Source organism: Burkholderia sp. S171 (assembly GCF_009766085.1).
GTDB lineage: Bacteria > Pseudomonadota > Gammaproteobacteria > Burkholderiales > Burkholderiaceae > Caballeronia.
On record NZ_LMUF01000035.1, the window covers coordinates 50,076 to 66,908 of the forward strand.

19 protein-coding genes are annotated in these 16,833 nt (G+C 61.0%); 12 read left to right on the top strand and 7 right to left on the bottom strand.

Features of this window, described 5'->3' with window-relative positions:
- Position 1: 1 nt before the first annotated feature.
- Together GSQ93_RS18455 and GSQ93_RS18460 are read right to left on the bottom strand one after the other, a co-directional pair.
- On the bottom strand, positions 2-808 hold the full coding sequence (locus tag GSQ93_RS18455) for a type III pantothenate kinase (protein ID WP_158937103.1): 807 nt from the start codon (positions 806-808) through the stop codon (positions 2-4).
- Positions 805-1,758 (bottom strand): biotin--[acetyl-CoA-carboxylase] ligase, encoded by a 954-nt coding sequence (locus GSQ93_RS18460; protein ID WP_158937104.1) that lies wholly within the window; start codon positions 1,756-1,758, stop codon positions 805-807. The genes GSQ93_RS18455 and GSQ93_RS18460 overlap by 4 nt, the downstream gene beginning before the upstream one ends.
- 194 nt (positions 1,759-1,952) lie before the next feature.
- Between GSQ93_RS18460 and GSQ93_RS18465 the strand changes: the two genes are divergently transcribed.
- From GSQ93_RS18465 to GSQ93_RS18505, 9 genes are all read left to right on the top strand, one after another.
- Positions 1,953-3,086, top strand: coding sequence for an ABC transporter permease (locus tag GSQ93_RS18465; protein ID WP_158937105.1), 1,134 nt, complete (start codon positions 1,953-1,955; stop codon positions 3,084-3,086).
- Positions 3,086-3,964 (top strand): ABC transporter ATP-binding protein, encoded by an 879-nt coding sequence (locus GSQ93_RS18470; RefSeq protein ID WP_158937106.1) that lies wholly within the window; start codon positions 3,086-3,088, stop codon positions 3,962-3,964. Before GSQ93_RS18465 ends, GSQ93_RS18470 begins: the two co-directional genes overlap by 1 nt.
- 75 nt (positions 3,965-4,039) lie before the next feature.
- Complete coding sequence (locus tag GSQ93_RS18475; protein ID WP_158937107.1) at positions 4,040-5,008, top strand: MlaD family protein; 969 nt, start codon at positions 4,040-4,042, stop codon at positions 5,006-5,008.
- Between the two features lie 134 nt (positions 5,009-5,142).
- Positions 5,143-5,778, top strand: a complete 636-nt coding sequence (locus GSQ93_RS18480; protein WP_254073937.1) for an ABC-type transport auxiliary lipoprotein family protein — start codon at positions 5,143-5,145, stop codon at positions 5,776-5,778.
- Positions 5,779-5,889: 111 nt separating this feature from the next.
- Positions 5,890-7,065 carry a VanZ family protein gene (locus GSQ93_RS18485; protein ID WP_158937109.1) on the top strand — a complete coding sequence of 392 codons (1,176 nt, stop codon included), beginning with the start codon at positions 5,890-5,892 and terminating at the stop codon, positions 7,063-7,065.
- A 55-nt stretch (positions 7,066-7,120) separates the two neighbouring features.
- Positions 7,121-7,453, top strand: coding sequence for a ferredoxin (locus GSQ93_RS18490; RefSeq protein WP_158937110.1), 333 nt, complete (start codon positions 7,121-7,123; stop codon positions 7,451-7,453).
- Between the two features lie 11 nt (positions 7,454-7,464).
- Positions 7,465-8,097: an alpha/beta hydrolase gene (locus GSQ93_RS18495; protein WP_158937111.1), complete on the top strand. Its 633-nt coding sequence runs from the start codon at positions 7,465-7,467 to the stop codon at positions 8,095-8,097.
- 645 nt (positions 8,098-8,742) lie between these two features.
- Positions 8,743-9,954: a D-alanyl-D-alanine carboxypeptidase family protein gene (locus GSQ93_RS18500; protein WP_158937112.1), complete on the top strand. Its 1,212-nt coding sequence runs from the start codon at positions 8,743-8,745 to the stop codon at positions 9,952-9,954.
- Positions 9,955-10,080: 126 nt separating this feature from the next.
- Positions 10,081-10,353, top strand: a complete 273-nt coding sequence (locus GSQ93_RS18505) for a DUF493 family protein (RefSeq protein WP_158937113.1) — start codon at positions 10,081-10,083, stop codon at positions 10,351-10,353.
- On the opposite strand, the gene GSQ93_RS18510 is transcribed toward GSQ93_RS18505, so the two are convergent.
- Positions 10,337-11,317: a transcriptional regulator GcvA gene (locus GSQ93_RS18510; protein ID WP_158937114.1), complete on the bottom strand. Its 981-nt coding sequence runs from the start codon at positions 11,315-11,317 to the stop codon at positions 10,337-10,339. The genes GSQ93_RS18505 and GSQ93_RS18510 overlap by 17 nt on opposite strands.
- 122 nt (positions 11,318-11,439) lie before the next feature.
- Between GSQ93_RS18510 and GSQ93_RS18515 the strand changes: the two genes are divergently transcribed.
- The 3 genes from GSQ93_RS18515 to lipA all read left to right on the top strand — a co-directional run bounded on the left by GSQ93_RS18515 (position 11,440) and on the right by lipA (position 13,776).
- Positions 11,440-11,766 carry a DUF2917 domain-containing protein gene (locus GSQ93_RS18515; RefSeq protein WP_158937115.1) on the top strand — a complete coding sequence of 109 codons (327 nt, stop codon included), beginning with the start codon at positions 11,440-11,442 and terminating at the stop codon, positions 11,764-11,766.
- Positions 11,767-12,002: 236 nt separating this feature from the next.
- Positions 12,003-12,752: a lipoyl(octanoyl) transferase LipB gene (lipB, locus tag GSQ93_RS18520; RefSeq protein WP_158937116.1), complete on the top strand. Its 750-nt coding sequence runs from the start codon at positions 12,003-12,005 to the stop codon at positions 12,750-12,752.
- Between the two features lie 13 nt (positions 12,753-12,765).
- Entirely contained in the window at positions 12,766-13,776 is a 1,011-nt protein-coding gene (gene lipA, locus GSQ93_RS18525; protein WP_158937117.1) for a lipoyl synthase, read from the top strand.
- Positions 13,777-13,968: 192 nt separating this feature from the next.
- Here the strand turns inward: lipA and GSQ93_RS18530 are convergent, their stop codons facing one another.
- The 4 genes from GSQ93_RS18530 to GSQ93_RS18545 form a co-directional block, all read right to left on the bottom strand.
- Positions 13,969-14,355, bottom strand: coding sequence for a hypothetical protein (locus GSQ93_RS18530; protein ID WP_158937118.1), 387 nt, complete (start codon positions 14,353-14,355; stop codon positions 13,969-13,971).
- Between the two features lie 102 nt (positions 14,356-14,457).
- On the bottom strand, positions 14,458-15,852 hold the full coding sequence (locus GSQ93_RS18535) for a hypothetical protein (RefSeq protein WP_158937119.1): 1,395 nt from the start codon (positions 15,850-15,852) through the stop codon (positions 14,458-14,460).
- Positions 15,849-16,106 carry a PAAR domain-containing protein gene (locus tag GSQ93_RS18540; protein ID WP_158937120.1) on the bottom strand — a complete coding sequence of 86 codons (258 nt, stop codon included), beginning with the start codon at positions 16,104-16,106 and terminating at the stop codon, positions 15,849-15,851. Before GSQ93_RS18540 ends, GSQ93_RS18535 begins: the two co-directional genes overlap by 4 nt.
- Position 16,107: 1 nt before the next feature.
- Positions 16,108-16,833: a hypothetical protein gene (locus tag GSQ93_RS18545; protein WP_254073930.1), complete on the bottom strand. Its 726-nt coding sequence runs from the start codon at positions 16,831-16,833 to the stop codon at positions 16,108-16,110.

A 16,833-nucleotide genomic window follows, 5' to 3' on the forward strand; every position in this document is an offset into this window, starting at 1 on the left:
ATCAATCAGGTGAACGGGAAACAGCGGCTTCGCGAGCGATCAATGCTAGCCCCGCGAGCACGAGGGAGTCGTGGCGAGTATGCGGCACCTTGAGCGCGCCCGCCACTTCGCTGGCGCCGCCGCCGCTGAGAATCAGGCGTACGTCGTTGTTCCATTGGGCGCGCAGATCCTGCCACGCCCGTTCTATCAAACCCGCCTGCGCGAGCAGGCATCCCGATGACAAAGCCGTCCGCGTGTCGGTGGCGAAAATACCGTTGGATGAGCTGATTGCGCGTCGGGCGGTGTCAGGCAGAAGCGTGGGCAATTGTGCCGTATGGGTGCCGAGTGACTGCATCATCAGCAGCCAGCCGGGTGCAATCAGGCCACCTGTGAAGGTGCCATCGGCGAGTAGCGCTTCAAGTGTCGTCGCCGTGCCGATGGTGGCAATCAGCAAGTTTTCTTCGGGGTATGCCGCGTGGGCGCCGATCATGCCGCACCAACGGTCACTGCCAAGCGCCGCTGGTTCCGTATAGCGATTCGTTACGCCCGATTGTTGCGCCTGAGCGCGCACAATCGTGCGGGGCAAGCCGGGCCAGCGTGCATCAAGAAGGGCGGCTATGCGCTCGCCCACGCGCGGCCCCGCCACGTTCGAAATCCAAGCGCTTGCAGGCGTCGGCAAGCTGGACCAATCGGTTATATCTGCGGGAGCGGCTTCAACCTCGACGTGATCAAACGCGCCGCCGTTCAGCGTTTCGTAAGTAGCGCTGACCAGCGACCACTTGATCCGGCTATTGCCTGCATCGATAAGCAGAAACGGTGCACCACTCACGGCCGCTGCTCCGCAAGCCGCAGCGAGACGTCGCCGGTGGTGGCGGTCCTCAGACCCGCGGGCGTGTCGATCTGCAACTGGCCGTTATCGTCGATACCAACCGCCACGCCGCGCGCCACTTCCACGCCTTGCTCAAGCAGCACCACCTCGCGTCCCGCGTAGGCGTGCGCGGCGAGCCATTGCTGGCGAAACGGGCGGAAGCCATCGGCGGCAAAACGTGCGAGGGTGGCATCGAGTGCGTTCAGGACGGCGGCGAGGGTATCGGTGAGATTCGCTTCGGGCCACGCCCGCGACAAGGACGCCGGCGTATTGCCCGGCATGGGAAGGGCGTGTCGACGCTGGGCTTCATCGAGTTCGGCTGCCAATTCCGCCGCGCCGTGCAGGTTGATGCCAATGCCGATCACCACCGCGCTCGCCCGCGGCGTATTCCACGCGGTTTCGATCAGGATGCCGGCGAGCTTGCCGTCGTCCAGCAGGATGTCGTTCGGCCATTTCAGCGCCAGTCTCGCCGATGCCGCCAGCGGCAAGCCGTTCAGCGCCTCAAGCACGGCGGTGCCGATTGCGAGACTCAGGCCCGCGAGCCCTTCGAGCGGCCGGGGCAATACGCAGGCGATGGAAAACAGCAGCGCGTTGCCCGGTTGCGCCACCCACGCGCGGCCCCGGCGGCCCCGGCCGGCTGTCTGCAGGTACGCAACCCGCACAAACGGGGTGCCATCGGCGGCCTTCAGCGTCGAACGTGGCGAGAACGAGTCGGGCGCCGACGCTGACGCCGACGTCTTGTTGCGAGGCTGCTCCTTGAGCTGCGCCATCAGGTCGGCATTCGTGGAGCCCGTTTCATCGACGATCTCGATCGGCCAGTCGCGCACCGGCCGCGCGGCGAGCGACATCAGCCGGTCGCGGTCGATCCGCCAGGCGGCGTCGAGCGGGAAAGACGAGTTGGATGAGTTCATATCCGCATTGTAGCGATCTGGCGGCCCGGGGCTGGGCGGGAAAGTACGCACAACGACGCGCATGCCGGCCGTTGCAGCGTGCCTGGGCGCCGAAACACTGGCCGATTGGCCAACGCCCCGCCTGATCGAGATTCCATCACGTACCTTCGCTACAATGGCTTCTCCCTCCACCCCATCCGGAGCGTTTTCAAGCCTTGAACTTCGACACTCCGCCCGGCCTGAAGGTCGAGTCCGGCCAGCAGGGAAAAGTTGTCCGGCTTTCCGGCCAGTGGACGGCATTCGCACTGGCGCGTGACCACGCGAGCTCCAAGCGCGGCGTGGTGGACCGGCTGCGCAGCGTCGGGCAGGAAGCAATCAGGCAGTGGGATCTCCTGCCAGTCGAGCGGCTCGATCACGTCGGTGGACAAGCGCTGTGGCGTGTGTGGGGCAGGAAGTTGCCGGAGCGCGTCACGCTCTCGGACACGCAACGGGAAATCTTCGAACGGGTCGCGTTGCTCGACGCGAATCGCGAAGAGCCTGAACAAATCGATCGTGTCGATCCCATCACGCGCTTCGGCCTGATGCTGTTCTCGTTCTTCGAGCATCTGCAAGGCGGCCTCGCCTTGTTCGGCGGCTTCGTGCTTGATCTGATCGGGCTGGTGCGGCGGCCGAAGCGCATTCCGTGGACCGAAATCTCCGCGAACATTTATAGCGCGGGCACGCAGGCGCTTGGTATCACCGCGCTCGTGGCGTTCCTGATCGGTATCGTGCTGAGCTATCTGTCCGCGCAACAACTGCGCATGTTCGGTGCGAATCAGTACATCGTGAATATCCTGGGGCTTTCAGTGATCCGTGAGCTTGGGCCGGTGCTGTCGGCTATCCTGGTCGCTGGCCGCTCCGGTTCCGCCATCACCGCACAGATCGGCGTGATGCGCGTGACGGAAGAGCTCGATGCCATGCAGGTCATGGGTATCCCGCACGGCCTGCGGATCGTGCTGCCGCGCGTGCTGGCGCTCGGCATTGCCATGCCGCTGCTGGTCATGTGGACCAACATGGTCTCGCTGCTCGGCGGCGCGCTGGCGGCGAAGCTGGTATTGGGTATCGACCTGTCCTTTTTTGCGCGCTCGCTGCCCTCGGTCGTGCCGATCGCCAACCTGTGGATCGGGCTGGGCAAGGGCGTGGTGTTCGGCATGCTGATCGCGCTGGCTGCGTGCCATTTCGGCTTCCGGATCAAGGCGAATTCGCAGAGCCTGGGCGAGGGGACAACGACCTCGGTGGTGTCGTCCATCACGATCGTGATTCTCGCCGACGCCGTGTTCGCCATCCTCTTCCAGTCGGTGGGCATCTGATGTCGGCTACCCTTGCATCCGCCGTTCGCGACAAACCGACGCCCGTCACCGCCGAACCGGTGATCGAAGTCGTGGACGTGACGAAACGCTACGGCCGTACGGTGATTCACGAGCATCTGAACCTGGAAGTGCGGCGCGGCGAGATCCTCGCGTTGCTGGGCGGGTCGGGCTCCGGCAAGACCACGCTCGTGCGGCAGATGCTCGGGCTGGAGTCGCCCACATCCGGAACCATCCGCGTGCTTGGCGACGAGTGGGCGAACATGGACGAGGACACCGCGCGCGTCCTGCGTACGCGCTCCGGCATGATGTTCCAGCAGGGTGCGTTGTTCTCGTCGCTGTCGGTGTACGACAACATCGCGCAACCGTTTCGCGAACTGGGCAAGATTCCGGAGGACCTGATCCGCGAGTTCGTGATGCTCAAGCTCGAAATGGTCGGGCTGTCGTGCAAGAACATGAGCAAGATGCCGTCGGCGTTGTCGGGCGGCATGGTCAAGCGCGTAGGGATTGCGCGCGCCATCGCGCTTGAACCCGAATTGCTTTTTCTCGATGAACCCACGGCGGGGCTGGACCCAAAGGCATCGGACGAGTTCGTCGATCTGATCGCCACGCTGCATCGCGCGCTCGGACTGACCGTGGTTCTCGTTACCCACGACCTCGATACCATGGTCGCGCTGTCCACACGGGTCGCGGTGCTGGCTGAGCGGCGGGTGCTGGTGGCAGCGCCCGTGGAAGAGGCGGTGGCCGTGGATCACCCGTTTATCCGCGAATATTTTCTTGGGCGGCGCGGCAGGCGCGCACTGCAGGCGCTGCCGCCGGAGCGTCGCGCAAAATTACCGGCAATCGCGCTGGAAGACGCACCTTGCGGTCCCGCACTCTAGCCGTTCTTACGGGCGTTCTCATGAACGGTTTTCAGGAAAGCTCTGGCAGTACGTAGTAAAAAAAGGAACCTGCTGATGGAAAACAAATCCCATGCGTTCTGGGCCGGTCTGTTCACTATCGGGCTGTTGGTCGCTATCGGCCTCGCGGTGTTCTTTTTCAACGTGGACCGCACCGTGCGCGTGCCGTACGACCTCGTCGCGCGCACCAACGTGACAGGCTTGTACACCGACGCCGACGTCCGGTATCGCGGGTTAGGCGTGGGCAAGGTGACGTCCATCAAGTTCGACCATGCCAATCCGGGGCAGATCCGCATTCGTATCGAGGTCGACAAGAACGCGCCGATCACGCAGTCCACGTTCGCCACGCTCGGTTTTCAGGGCGTGACGGGGATTGCATTCGTGCAACTCGACGATACCGGCAAGGATCCGGCGCCGCTGACGTCATCTGCGCAGAAGGTGGCGTCGCTGCCCCTGCGGCCGGGCTTGTTCGACCAGTTGCAGCAACGCGGCGACATCCTGATCAAAAAGTTTGAACGGATTGCCGACGACGCAGACAGATTCCTGTCCGACGACATGCGCGATCAGGTGCAGCAAACCGCCAAAAGTCTGCAAGGCGCGGCTGACAGCATTTCTGTGTTGAGCAAGCAGGTCGGCCCGGTGGCAGAGCAGTTGCCGCGCACGCTGAACCAACTGGACCAGACGCTCGCTTCAACCAATGCGCTCGCGAACAGCCTGAGCCGGGCGGACGGTCCGTTCGTGACCAACATGAACAAGGCCGGTGAGGCGGCTGAACGCGCCGGCAAGGTGATGAACGAAGTCAACGAGTCGTTGCAGGAGATGGCCGCGCGGGTGGGTTACGAGACCTTGCCGCGCGTGAATTCCCTGTCCGACGACGTGAGCAGTGCCGCGCGTTCGGTGGATCGTGCGGCTGATACCTTCAACCGGAATCCGCGCAGCGTGCTGTTTGGCGCGCCGCAGCCGACGCCGGGACCGGGCGAGCCGGGTTTCCAGTGGCCGTCGGCGACATCGAATTCGTCGAAATGAAGTTGTAAAACAAGGCGCAGAAGCATCGGCACCGAGTCCGCTGCCCGCAGAAATTTGGCGGACTAGAGTGCGATGTCCAAGCGTTTTTGATCTTGAAATAGGGAACTGTGATGCCACACACGATCTTGCAGGCGATGCGCTTTTCCAAGCGTGCTGCGCGCCCGCTGCCGCGGGCGCGCTCCGGTTTTATCAGCGTGGCCGTTGTTGCCATATTGGCAGGCTGCGCGTCTGGACCGCCCGCGGCGGTATCGAATATCCGCTACGACCTGGGTGCGCCCACGCCGCTTGGCAACACCATGACCATGCCGCCGGTGAAGGTGCTGTCGGTGAGTGCAGCGAAGAACCTGGATACGGACGCGTTCGTGTATCGCCTGAAATATGCCGACGCCCAGCGCACCGGCAGTTATGCGGATAGCCACTGGACCATGTCGCCCGCGGAGTTGCTCACGCAGCGCCTGCGCGGTGCGCTGGCCTCGCGCGGACCGGTGCTCACGGGTGCCGACCCGGTGCGCGCGCCCACGTTGCAAGTCGATCTGACGGACTTCGAGCAAGTCTTCGATGCCCCCGAGCAGAGCCATGGCGAGGTCTCGGCGCGGGTGACGTTATCGCAGCATGGGACGGTCGTCAGCCAGCGCACGTTCATCGCGCGGGCGCCTTCGTACACGGCCGATGCCGCCGGCGGCGCGCGTGCGCTTGCCGCCGCGTCCGACGACCTGATCGCGCAAATGGCGGCGTGGCTCGGCGTGCAGCCGCTGGTCGCATCGCAGTGATCGCGTTGAAGGCCTCGAACGTGCCCAGGGTCGCCCAGTGATTGCCACGCATGCCGGCGCGGCACGCTGCGCTACAGGGCAAAAACAAGGGCAAGAACGACGGCGGCGCGCATGATTCTCAAGCACTGGCAGCGCCGGCCGTCCGCGCTCTCGCGACAGGCGCTGGCGGTTTATACAATGCTGATCGTCTACGGGTCGCTGTATCCCTTTTCCGGCTGGCGAACGCTTGGAATCGGCCCGTTCGCGTATCTCACGGATCCCCTGCCGCAATATCTCACCGCGTTCGACGTCATCACCAACGTGCTCGGTTACATGCCGTTCGGCGCACTGGCCGTGCTCGCGCTCTATCCACGTTGGCGTGGCGCGCTTGCGGCGGGCGTGGCGTTTATCGGCGGGGCGATGTTGTCGGGCTCGATGGAAGCCGTGCAGACCTATCTGCCCACCCGCGTGGCGTCGAATCTCGACTTGGCCGCAAACGCCCTTGGCGCGCTGCTGGGCGCGGCGCTCACCGCGCCCGCCACCAGCATGTTGCTCGACCGAGGCTTGTTGCGGCGCATGCGTTTCATGTGGTTCGAGCGCGATGCGGCGTACATGATCGGCTTATCCGGGCTCTGGCCGTTCGCCGCGATGTATCCCGCACCGTTCCTGTTCGCTGTCGGCGATTTGCCGCGCGTGCTGTGGTCGAGCATCGACCCGGTCATGCAGGACGCGCTGATCGCGTGGGCGCCTGCTGCATGGAGTGTCGCGGCCTGGCCGGCGCAACTGGGCGCCAAGCTCCCCGACGGCGGCTGGGAAACGCTCATCACCTCGCTCAACCTGTTTGCCGCGCTGGTGCTGGCCACGTTGCCCATGCGCAGCCGCGCGCCACGCGTGCGGCTGCTGATCGGCCTGGTGATCGCGACACTCGGCGCGAAGGCGGGAGCCACGTTCCTGCAATCGCGCTCCGGGCTCACGTTCGACTGGGCTACCGACGGCGCCATTGCCGGCATAGCGTGCGGAACGCTGGTGAGTTTGCTTTCCCTCCGATGCTCGCGCGCGTGGCGTGCAACGCTGGCCGGTCTCGCGCTGATCGTGGCGCTGGTGCTGGTGAATCTCCTGCCGGTCAATCCCTACTTCGATATCGTCCTCGCCGACTGGCGCCAGGGGCGTTATCTGCATTTCAACGGTCTTTCGCAGTGGCTTGCGTGGGTGTGGCCGTATGCCGCACTTGGCTGGCTGGCATCGACTGCGGAGCGCGCATTTCTAGCCCGGCGGCGTGACGGCGTCGAAAAGCGCCGCTCGTTATAATTGGCTGAAAGCACCACAAAAATCCCACAACATCAAACATCTTCCGGCCAAGCTCATGGACCCGTTCTACAAATATCACGTGTTCTTCTGCCTTAACCAACGCGACCCCGACGCCACGCGCCCGAGTTGCGCGAATTGCAATGCGCAGGCCATGCAGGAGTACGCGAAGAAGCGCGTCAAACAGCTCGGACTCGCGGGCGACGGCAAGGTCCGCATCAACAAGGCCGGCTGCCTCGAGCGCTGCGAACTGGGGCCGGTGGTCGTCGTGTATCCCGAAGGAACCTGGTACACGTATGTGGATGAAGCGGATATCGATGAAATTGTCGATTCGCATCTGGTGAACGGCAAGATCGTCGAGCGTTTGCTGATCGATCAGCCCGTGGTCTGAGGGCTCACGCAATGAACGCACAGACTGACAGGTTTCTGATTGACGGCCCGGTGGGCAAGATTGAAGTCGCGCTGGATCGGCCCGCCGACGGAGCGCCCACGCGAGGCATTGCGCTGGTTGCGCACCCGCACCCGCTGTTCGGCGGGACGATGGACAACAAGGTCGCGCAGACGCTTGCGCGCACGCTCGTGCAGCTTGGGTACATCACGTATCGCTCGAATTTTCGGGGCGTGGGTGAAACCCAAGGCGAGCACGACAACGGGACGGGTGAACGCGACGATCTGCTGGCCGTGGTCGAGCATATGCGCGCGCAGCCGGGCCAGGCCGATGTCCCGCTGGTGCTCGCCGGTTTCTCGTTCGGCACCTTCGTGATGTCGCATGTGGCGAAGCACTTGCGCGAGTCGGGCGAGGTCATTGAGCGGATGGTGTTCGCGGGGACAGCGGCGAGCAATTGGCAGGTGGCCGAGGTGCCGGACAACACGCTCGTGATTCACGGTGAAGTGGACGATACCGTGCCTATCAGCTCGGTTTACGATTGGGCGCGGCCGCAGGAATTGCCCGTGGTGGTGATTCCCGGCGGCGAGCATTTCTTTCATCGCAAGCTGCATGTGCTGAAGAAGATTATCGTCGACGCGTGGCGTTAAGCCGCCCTCGGTTTTACGCTTCACCAACACCAACCTTCTGTTGAATCAACGTGCGGCGCGAGGCTTTCAAAGGCTTTGCGCCGCAGTCGTTTTTATCGCCGTTTTTGTTCTTCTTTTCACGAATCCCCGGCACATCCAGCCACTTTCGCGGCAAAAGCGGTTTGGCGCACGCGTATAATGGCGCAGACTTTTGCGCGACCGCTTGTCGGTTCAGCGCTCGCCGTAGCGCATGCGGCACGTGTCCGGCATCTGCAAAACCGGGTACGTCAAGCCCATGCGCCGCTCGAGTATCGAAGCGCGCGGAGGTCAGTCCAGCGAGCGTTTTACGCCGCGCCGGCGGATCAAGATTCAACCAGGCTCACGCCGGGTTTGTCTTGGGTTTTTGCAGTGTTGCGTGCTTTACGTCGCGGTTAAAACGGTCTGCCATGCATCGGTAGTTCGGCCACGATTTAAAAGCCGTCAAACAAAACCCATGCAACCCGGGCGGGTCCTGACGAGTCCAATCAATCCGCTTGTCGCACGACGTTTAACAATGTCACCCAAGCGCTCTACTGGACTGACCCTCCGCCTGTACAACCCGTGCGTTGCGTGTTTCCTTGAAGGGAATGCCTGACTCGCCGATGTTTTTTCTGCCGATCCGAACCTATGCGCTTTTCCCCTTCAAGCTTGTCTTTCGTTGCACCTTCCTCCATTCACCGCGCTGTCACTGCCGCTATCGTCTTGCCGGCGACCCTTGTCGCCGCGACTGCGTTTGCACAAGTGCCGCCGCCCGATGTCACGGCGCGTTCCTGGGTTCTCGTCGATGCAACCAGTAATCAGGTGCTTGCTTCCGGCAACCCGGACGAGCGCTCGGAGCCGGCGTCGCTAACGAAGCTCATGACCGCTTATCTTGTCTTCGACGCGCTCAAGTCGAAGAAGATCAACATGGATCAGACGGTCATGCCGAGCGAGGCTGTGCGCCGCGTGGGCACGGACGAGTCGCGCATGTTCATCGAAGCGAACAAGCCGGTGACCGTGCACGATCTCGTGTACGGCATGATCATCCAGTCGGGTAATGACGCGGCTATTGCGCTGGCTGAACTGGTGGGCGGCAGCGAGTCGAATTTCGTCGCGCTGATGAACGCGGCGGCGAAACAGATTGGTATGAAAAATACCCATTTCGCCGATGTGAACGGCATGCCCGACCCGCAGCACTACACCACGGCGGGCGACCTGGCCGTGTTGTCCACGCGCCTGATTCGCGATTTTCCTGAGTACTACAGCATCTTCTCGGTGAAGGATTTCACCTATAACAAGATCAAGCAGCCGAACCGCAACCGCTTGCTGTGGATTGATTCGACTGTCGACGGCCTGAAGACCGGCCATACCAAGGCCGCCGGGTATTGCCTGATCGCTTCCGCGAAACGTCCGCTGGACGGTGTTCCCGACGCAAGCCGCCGTCTGGTCGCCGTGATGATGGGCGAGCCGAAAGAGCACAACCGGGTACAGGACAGCCTGAAAATGCTGAACTACGGCTATACGGCCTATGACGCGCTGCGTTTGTACAAGGCGGGTCAGGTGATCGAGTCGCCGCGTGTTTACAAGGGCACGGACAACCTGGTGAAGGCAGGCGTGGAGACGGATCAGTACATCACGGTGCCGAAGGGCATGGGCGACAAGGTCAAGCCGACGGTCACGCATAACGACACCATCGTTGCGCCGATCAAGAAGGGCCAGCAGGTTGGAACCGTGAAGATGATGGCGGACGGCAAGGAAGTGGCGCAGTTTCCGCTGGTCGCATTGCAGGACGTGCCGCAAGCCGGTTTTGTCGGCCGGACGTGGGATTCGCTGCTGATGATGTGGCAAAAGAAGAAGTAAGCGGACGAAGTTAGCTGAAGAAGTAAGCGGCAAGGCAGGGCGGCGGTTGGATTTTTGTGATCCGGCTCCATCTATGCCTGCTGTACGACGCCCGGGTGGACCGGGCGTCCTGTGATGGAGAACACCATGAGCTCACCTGATATCGACGCCCTGTTCGATTTCCCCTGCGATTTCCCGATCAAGGTCATGGGCGCGACGCATCCGGAATTCCGCGATGCCGTCGTCACCGTGATCCGCGAATTTGACAACGAGTTCGACATGGAGCGCATTGAAGTGCGCCCGTCGTCGGGCGGGAAATACACGGGCCTGACCATTACCGTGCGGGCGCAAAGCCGCGCCCATCTCGACGATATCTATCGCGCGCTGACCGGTCACCCGATGGTCAAAGTGGTACTTTGAGCCTGAGCTCCGGCGCGACCGGCAGCGGCAGCACAGGTGCGTCGCAGGCAGCCGGCGTGCATTCGTAGAGTTGCTTGAAGCGCATGATTTCATCGAAGAGCCAAGTGCGAAAGACCTGCACGCGTTGCGTTCCCAGCAACGCGGGCGGGCATACGAAGTAGTAATTCCACGGGCTCGGCCAGTCGACGTTGAACAGCCGCACGAGCCGCCCCGCTACGATTTCATGCATGGCAAGCGACCGGCGCACGAGCGCAATTCCCTGGCCTTGCATGGCCGCCTGCAGCAAATTCGACGAATCCTCGTATAAAACCCCGCGTTTTGGCTCAGGCCAGTCCGCGAGCCCCGCTGCGTCGAACCACGGCTTCCAGAGCTCGTCGGACGAGCGGAGCAGCGGTGCGTCGGCCATCTCGGCGGGCGTGCGCGGCAGCTTGCCGCCGTTGAAGTTCGGCGAACACGCCGGGAAAAACACTTCATCGAGCAATTCTTCCGCGTGCAATCCGGCGTATTTGCCGAGGCTCGTGAAACGGATGGCGACGTCCACGTCGTCGCGCGTGAAATCGGTCAGTGTGTTGGTCGAGAGCAATTCGAGGTTGATTTCCGGATGCTCTTCGATAAACCCGCCAATCCGCGGCGTCACCCAGCGTGCTGAAAACGACGACAGCATCGACACCACCAGCCGCCGGTCCCGTTCGCCCGAGCGCAGGCGGCGCGTGGCTTCCGCGAGGGCGGAAAGCGTGGCGCGAACCTCGGTGGCGTATTGGCGGCCAATGTCCGAGAGGCGGACGCGTTTGCCGTCGCGAACAAATAGCGTGACGCCGAGATCGGCTTCGAGCGCACGGATCTGGTGGCTGACGGCGCCATGGGTGACGAAGAGTTCGTCGGCGGCGCGTGAAAAGCTTTCGTGACGCGCAGCGGCTTCGAAGGCGCGCAGCGCGTTGAGGGCGGGGAGTTGTCGGAGGTCCACGGGCGGTCTCTCGAGTTGTCTATGTGAATTTATCTCACAAACCGAAGAAAATTGCTCGTTTTGCTTAAACGTATGCTGAGCCTATCTTATAGCCATCAACACGAATTTTGGCGGAGGCTGTCATGCGAGAAATATCCACAAGCATCACGTTTGAGATTGGCGATGGTGAAACCGTTCCGATGAAGATTGGCCGCAGCGTCCGGTTGGTCGTTCAGGGTGCGCCGGTGTGGGCTACACGTAGCAACGATACGGAAGATTACTGGCTTGTGCCGGGCGATTCGTTGAAGCTGCGTGAGCGTGAGCGGTTGTGGCTGAGCACGGAAAAGGGGAGTACGGCGCAGGTAGTGTTCACGTTGGCGCCGCGGCCGGATCAGCGGGCGATTGGATGGCTGGCGCGCCGTATTGAGAAGCTTGCCGGGCGGTTCCGGTCGGGGTGGAGAACGGTTTAAGAGGTTTTTCCGTTTGCAGTTGGGGCGCTGCTGTTTGGTTGATTGTGCTTGCGCCGGTGGACCTGAGGGGTTTGTCGGCGCGAGTGGGCTGGTTGGCGGTCGGGATTGGTTTGCATGAAGACCGCTAAGCCTGAAACCAGCAATTGAGCACCGCTGGCAATTCGGGACTGCTGTAAAAGAGAGTCGAAAACCGTCCCTCGGCGCGGGTAACCGAAGTTCGGTAAACTAACAGGACTATGTCCGCCCAGCCGGTAATAACTTCCCCCTCAGTGTCAACAGATTGTGCCGTCCCTGGCGCCTTGGCCCCCTCGGTCATGTTCCGCTGGCGTGGCCTCGAGCCTTACACACAAAGCTTCGACGCCATGCGCGCCTTCACGGAGACGCGCACGTCGGAGACAACCGACGAAATTTGGCTCGTCGAGCATCCACCCGTTTTCACGCTAGGACTGGCCGGCGATCCCGCGCATCTGCTCAATCACAATAGCGATATCCCGCTCGTCAAAGTCGATCGCGGCGGCCAGATTACCTATCACGGGCCCGGACAAGTCGTTGCCTACCTCCTGCTCGATCTGCGCCGTCGCAAGCTCATGGTGCGCGAATTGGTGCATCGAATCGAGGCCGGCGTGATCGAAACGCTTGCATCGTATAATCTTGCAACGGAACGCAAGGAGCGCGCGCCGGGCATCTACGTCGCGCCAACGCCGTCGCAGCTTGCCCACGCTGGCGCAAAGATCGCAGCGCTCGGGCTGAAAATCCGCAACGGCTGCAGTTATCACGGTGTGAGCCTCAACGTGAAAATGGATCTGCAACCGTTCCTGGCGATCAACCCGTGTGGCTACGCCGGACTCGAAACCGTCGACATGGCAACACTCGGCGTGACAGCAGACTGGAACGACGTGGCTCAAACGCTGGCTGAAAACCTCACTCACCATATTGGCGGCCATCGCGCGACCGCCGCCCAACCGCAGAACGGCGTGGCCGTCTGAATGGACCGACCGAATGACTGACGTAACCGGAAATCTGGCTGGCAGCACCGCCGCTTCAACGCCCGCTACTGTGCCCTACGACGCGACCGCCAAACAGAAGGCGCAAGCGAAAACGGCGCGCATCCCGATCAAGATCATCCCGATCGAAAAGCTGAAAAAGCCCGAATGGATTCGCGTGAAGGCGGCAACAGGCAGTTCACGATTCACCGAGATCAAGCAGATCCTGCGCGAACACAACTTGCATACGGTTTGCGAAGAAGCGAGCTGCCCGAACATTGGCGAATGTTTCGGCAAGGGCACGGCGACCTTCATGATCATGGGCGACAAATGCACGCGTCGTTGCCCGTTCTGCGACGTGGGCCACGGCCGCCCCGATCCCCTCGATGCCGACGAACCGCTGAACCTCGCCCGTACTATCGGCGCGCTGAAGTTGAAGTACGTCGTGATCACGAGCGTGGACCGCGATGATCTGCGTGATGGCGGCGCTGCGCACTTTGTGGAATGTATCCGGCAAGTGCGTGAGCATTCACCGATGACGCGTATCGAAATTTTGACGCCGGATTTCCGAGGTCGTCTGGACCGCGCGATCGGCATCCTGACCGCCGCGCCGCCTGACGTGATGAACCACAATCTTGAAACGGTGCCGCGTCTGTACAAGGAAGCACGTCCGGGTTCGGATTACGCGCATTCGCTGAAGCTGCTGAAGGACTTCAAGGCGTTGCATCCGGAAGTGTCGACTAAATCCGGCTTGATGGTGGGCCTGGGCGAAACTGAAGAAGAGATTCTTCAAGTCATGGGCGACTTGCGCGCGCACAACGTCGACATGCTGACGATCGGTCAGTATCTGCAGCCGTCCGAACATCATCTTCCGGTGCGTGCGTACGTTCATCCGGACAGGTTCAAGATGTACGAGGAAGAAGCGTACAAGATGGGCTTCACGCACGCGGCCGTTGGCGCGATGGTGCGTTCAAGCTACCACGCGGATCAGCAGGCTCACGACGCGGGATTGGTCGGTGCGATGTAAGTCTTCCTCTGGCTTGGACCGTACGAAAAAAACCCACGGAAACGTGGGTTTTTCATTCAGCGCCCAGCATGACGCGATCTTGGAGGAGCAAGTCCTATCGTCGCGCATCGACTCAATCGCTCAACCTCCCGATGCGGAGGCACATGCGAAGTGTCGTAGAAGGAGGCAATCAATGTGATTGCCCCTGTCGGACTATCTGCGAGTCCGAGCACCGCCTCGCGCACGTTCTCGGTTAAACGCCTTATCTATCTCGTCCAACCGCGCCAGCACATCAACCGTGCGCACATGCGGGCGCTTCCGCTTCAGTTTTATCCGCCACGGCGATCCCTGCAACCGATACCACTTCCACGAGTTGGCCTCGTTAATCGCGTCACCACGATCCTCGCAAATGCCGAAAACTATTCCATCGACGTATAGCATGTGAACCACGAACGCACGCCGTTCATAGTGCAGCACAGCCACGATATCCCCAAGGCTTGCGCCAAACAACACCAGCCCCGCTTGTATAAATATTGGCGAACCAATGTCAAGCGCAGCGAACCAGCCGGCCACCGTCATCCAGGTAGCGCACAGCAGCATGCAAAGCCATATCCAGCGCAGACCGGGGCTAACCAAGAGGAAGGGATTCGTAAGCGCACGATATCGATTCGGGCGAATGTTTCTCATAAGGTTTGCGCGGGCTTAACCATGGCGCCCCCAAAAGTCCCACTCTGTATTGCGTCGATGCATGTAGTCCCCGCCGATCGTAGCTGCAATCAACAACACCGCAACGATGCCGATGATCAGGCGGGTCGTATCGTCTGGGGCGCTAGTGAGTGCCACCATCGCCAACATGGCCAAGGCGATGATGCCGAGTGTCATTGGAACAGAGACCACCGTATAGGTGAGCCGCTCATCGTATGGCACGGATATCTGCGCGGGCTCGCTGCCGACGAGATTGAACGACACCCCGTTTCCGAGCGGTGCGGCGATCAATTGCGCACCTTGACCATGCTCGACCATCTCGGCGGCGAGCGCCTGAAGCAACCACGCATTCACGGGTCCGGGTTTGCCTATGGCGTGATCCAGATCATGTTCGACCGCCGATAGGCCGCCGTCTTTGATTGCCTCTTTCGAAGCATGCCGTGTCATGCGGTTCAAGCGGCTTAACCAGAAGTGCTTGATTCGCGCCGTCGGCACTTGCTCTCTTGTCAGCAGATTCTTCAAGCCCGCATCAATCGCGTCCGCTTCGGCCACGATAGGCCGATAAAGGTACGCCTGTGTTTTGAGCTTGCCTTTGCGTAGGGTCAGTGCTTCGGGTCTAGCTAGCAACAGTGCGGTTGCCGCTTCGGAAAACGTCGGCTCCTGTCCCGCATCGCGCAATTGCCATGCAACGACGAGACGAAAATCTGGCATCTGCTGCGAATCAATCCAGTCGCCAGCGGGGAAGGCGCTGTCGTGAGCACTCCAATGAAGCTTTGGCGTACCGGGCAATTCAAGCTTGCTCCATACCCGATGCAGATCAGCGCCATCCTCGATCTTGAGAGATTGCACCAGTATGTCAAATGTCCCTTTTGATGTGGCCGTCGAGATCATCCCGATCATTGGTGTCAACAGCGATTCGAGTACCTTTTGCAGTCTTGACTCGCCGACTGCTGTGCCCAGATCGGGCAATACCATTGTCTTGTCCGGGTTCATGGGCTTAGAGCCTTCCAGTCCCAGCATGCGCTCGGCCACGTCGATCTCAGGTGTGACGGCCGCACTTGCAAGAATTGCCAGCGTTTGCCGCGCCCATCGCTGCCGATTCATTAGGTAGTACCAGCGCTGGATATTCCATGACACAGCCTCGAGATGATTTAGTTCGTAGGACGTGTGATAGATAAAGCCGCCGATAAAAAACCACACGAAGGTCGGGAGAAGGAAGATGCACCCGAAGAATTCCTTGGTCATCGTGGGCTGTCCTTTCGGCCAGTTGACCACGGTGAGTACCGCGCCAGCAAGCAGCAGCACCACGAGCAAGATGACATAAATCCATGGAGAGGGCGGTGACGGCAACTCTCGTTCAGGAGGGTTGGGGCGGTCCCATTTCACGTTCATTCGATAGTCACTCCGCAACCGGACGCGATTACCTCGCTTCCACATTGGGTGCGGCAGCGGTCCACAGCCACGGGTACTCCATTATCGGAAAAACCATGACCGTGCTCGATGATAGGGTTGTCTCCATGGATCGGGCACGACACGATGTCGTGAAGCAGCGCGACTTTGCGGTCATCGAAGTTGAAGGTAGACGATACGCGAATGACCTTGCCACCATGCGTGGTGTCGTCTCCGAGACAGACGGGGGATTTCATGTTAATTCCTTGTGAGCGGGGCATCGGGGTTGGTGGGCTTGATCGACGCGTCACAGGTGAGTCGTTCTTGGCCGGACGGAGAATGCAAACCATCCATGATGTGCGGTCTCTTCGATGCTGTGAAAGTTTCTCGCTCGATTCTCACTGAATTAGGCTGGTCAGGACTACCAGACCTTTTTAGTAGATAGCCGATAACATAAGCGTCATCCTGAATTGTCTCCGCAACATAAAAACCGTCTTTTGTGACGACCACCGAGTACTTCTTTGAATTTTGGAACGGGTGGAAGCTGTTCATGTATGACATGCCAGCGAATGTCCGGCCGCCGTCGGTCGAATAAATTAGTGATGTCGTACACCCTCGATCACTACAGGCAGTCTCCGGTGGTCCAGCCGCTGGAATCACGACGTTCCTCCCTGTCGGGTCCGCGTTAATCAACCGCCCTTGAAAGTTCTCGATTCCCGCACGTCCTAGTTCCTCGCGAATGCCGGCCGTAGTGTCGTTGTAGTAGGTGATGCCGTGGTTGCAGTCGCGATATTTTTCAAGCGTGACAAAACGATGATCGTCAATCCGATAGATCACTTGGGGCGGCGAGTCATACGGCAGAACTTCGGCACGCTGGAAGTCTGCAAGCATAAACGTATAAGGCTGCGGCGTTGCGCAGCCCTGAAAAGCCGCGATTGGGGCGACGACGAATAAAGCGCATCTCATCCTCGCGGTTTCTGCCAC

Coding starts and splice junctions, on each gene's coding strand:
- GSQ93_RS18530 (WP_158937118.1), bottom strand. CDS start 14,355: ATGCTGCTGTGCGCTACCTGGATGACGGTGGCCGGCTGGTTCGCTGCG.
- GSQ93_RS18505 (WP_158937113.1), top strand. CDS start 10,081: ATGAGCTCACCTGATATCGACGCCCTGTTCGATTTCCCCTGCGATTTC.
- lipA (WP_158937117.1), top strand. CDS start 12,766: ATGACTGACGTAACCGGAAATCTGGCTGGCAGCACCGCCGCTTCAACG.
- GSQ93_RS18540 (WP_158937120.1), bottom strand. CDS start 16,106: ATGAAATCCCCCGTCTGTCTCGGAGACGACACCACGCATGGTGGCAAG.
- GSQ93_RS18470 (WP_158937106.1), top strand. CDS start 3,086: ATGTCGGCTACCCTTGCATCCGCCGTTCGCGACAAACCGACGCCCGTC.
- GSQ93_RS18500 (WP_158937112.1), top strand. CDS start 8,743: ATGCGCTTTTCCCCTTCAAGCTTGTCTTTCGTTGCACCTTCCTCCATT.
- GSQ93_RS18535 (WP_158937119.1), bottom strand. CDS start 15,852: ATGAACGTGAAATGGGACCGCCCCAACCCTCCTGAACGAGAGTTGCCG.
- lipB (WP_158937116.1), top strand. CDS start 12,003: ATGTCCGCCCAGCCGGTAATAACTTCCCCCTCAGTGTCAACAGATTGT.
- GSQ93_RS18485 (WP_158937109.1), top strand. CDS start 5,890: ATGATTCTCAAGCACTGGCAGCGCCGGCCGTCCGCGCTCTCGCGACAG.
- GSQ93_RS18475 (WP_158937107.1), top strand. CDS start 4,040: ATGGAAAACAAATCCCATGCGTTCTGGGCCGGTCTGTTCACTATCGGG.
- GSQ93_RS18480 (WP_254073937.1), top strand. CDS start 5,143: ATGCGCTTTTCCAAGCGTGCTGCGCGCCCGCTGCCGCGGGCGCGCTCC.
- GSQ93_RS18490 (WP_158937110.1), top strand. CDS start 7,121: ATGGACCCGTTCTACAAATATCACGTGTTCTTCTGCCTTAACCAACGC.
- GSQ93_RS18460 (WP_158937104.1), bottom strand. CDS start 1,758: ATGAACTCATCCAACTCGTCTTTCCCGCTCGACGCCGCCTGGCGGATC.
- GSQ93_RS18515 (WP_158937115.1), top strand. CDS start 11,440: ATGCGAGAAATATCCACAAGCATCACGTTTGAGATTGGCGATGGTGAA.
- GSQ93_RS18495 (WP_158937111.1), top strand. CDS start 7,465: ATGAACGCACAGACTGACAGGTTTCTGATTGACGGCCCGGTGGGCAAG.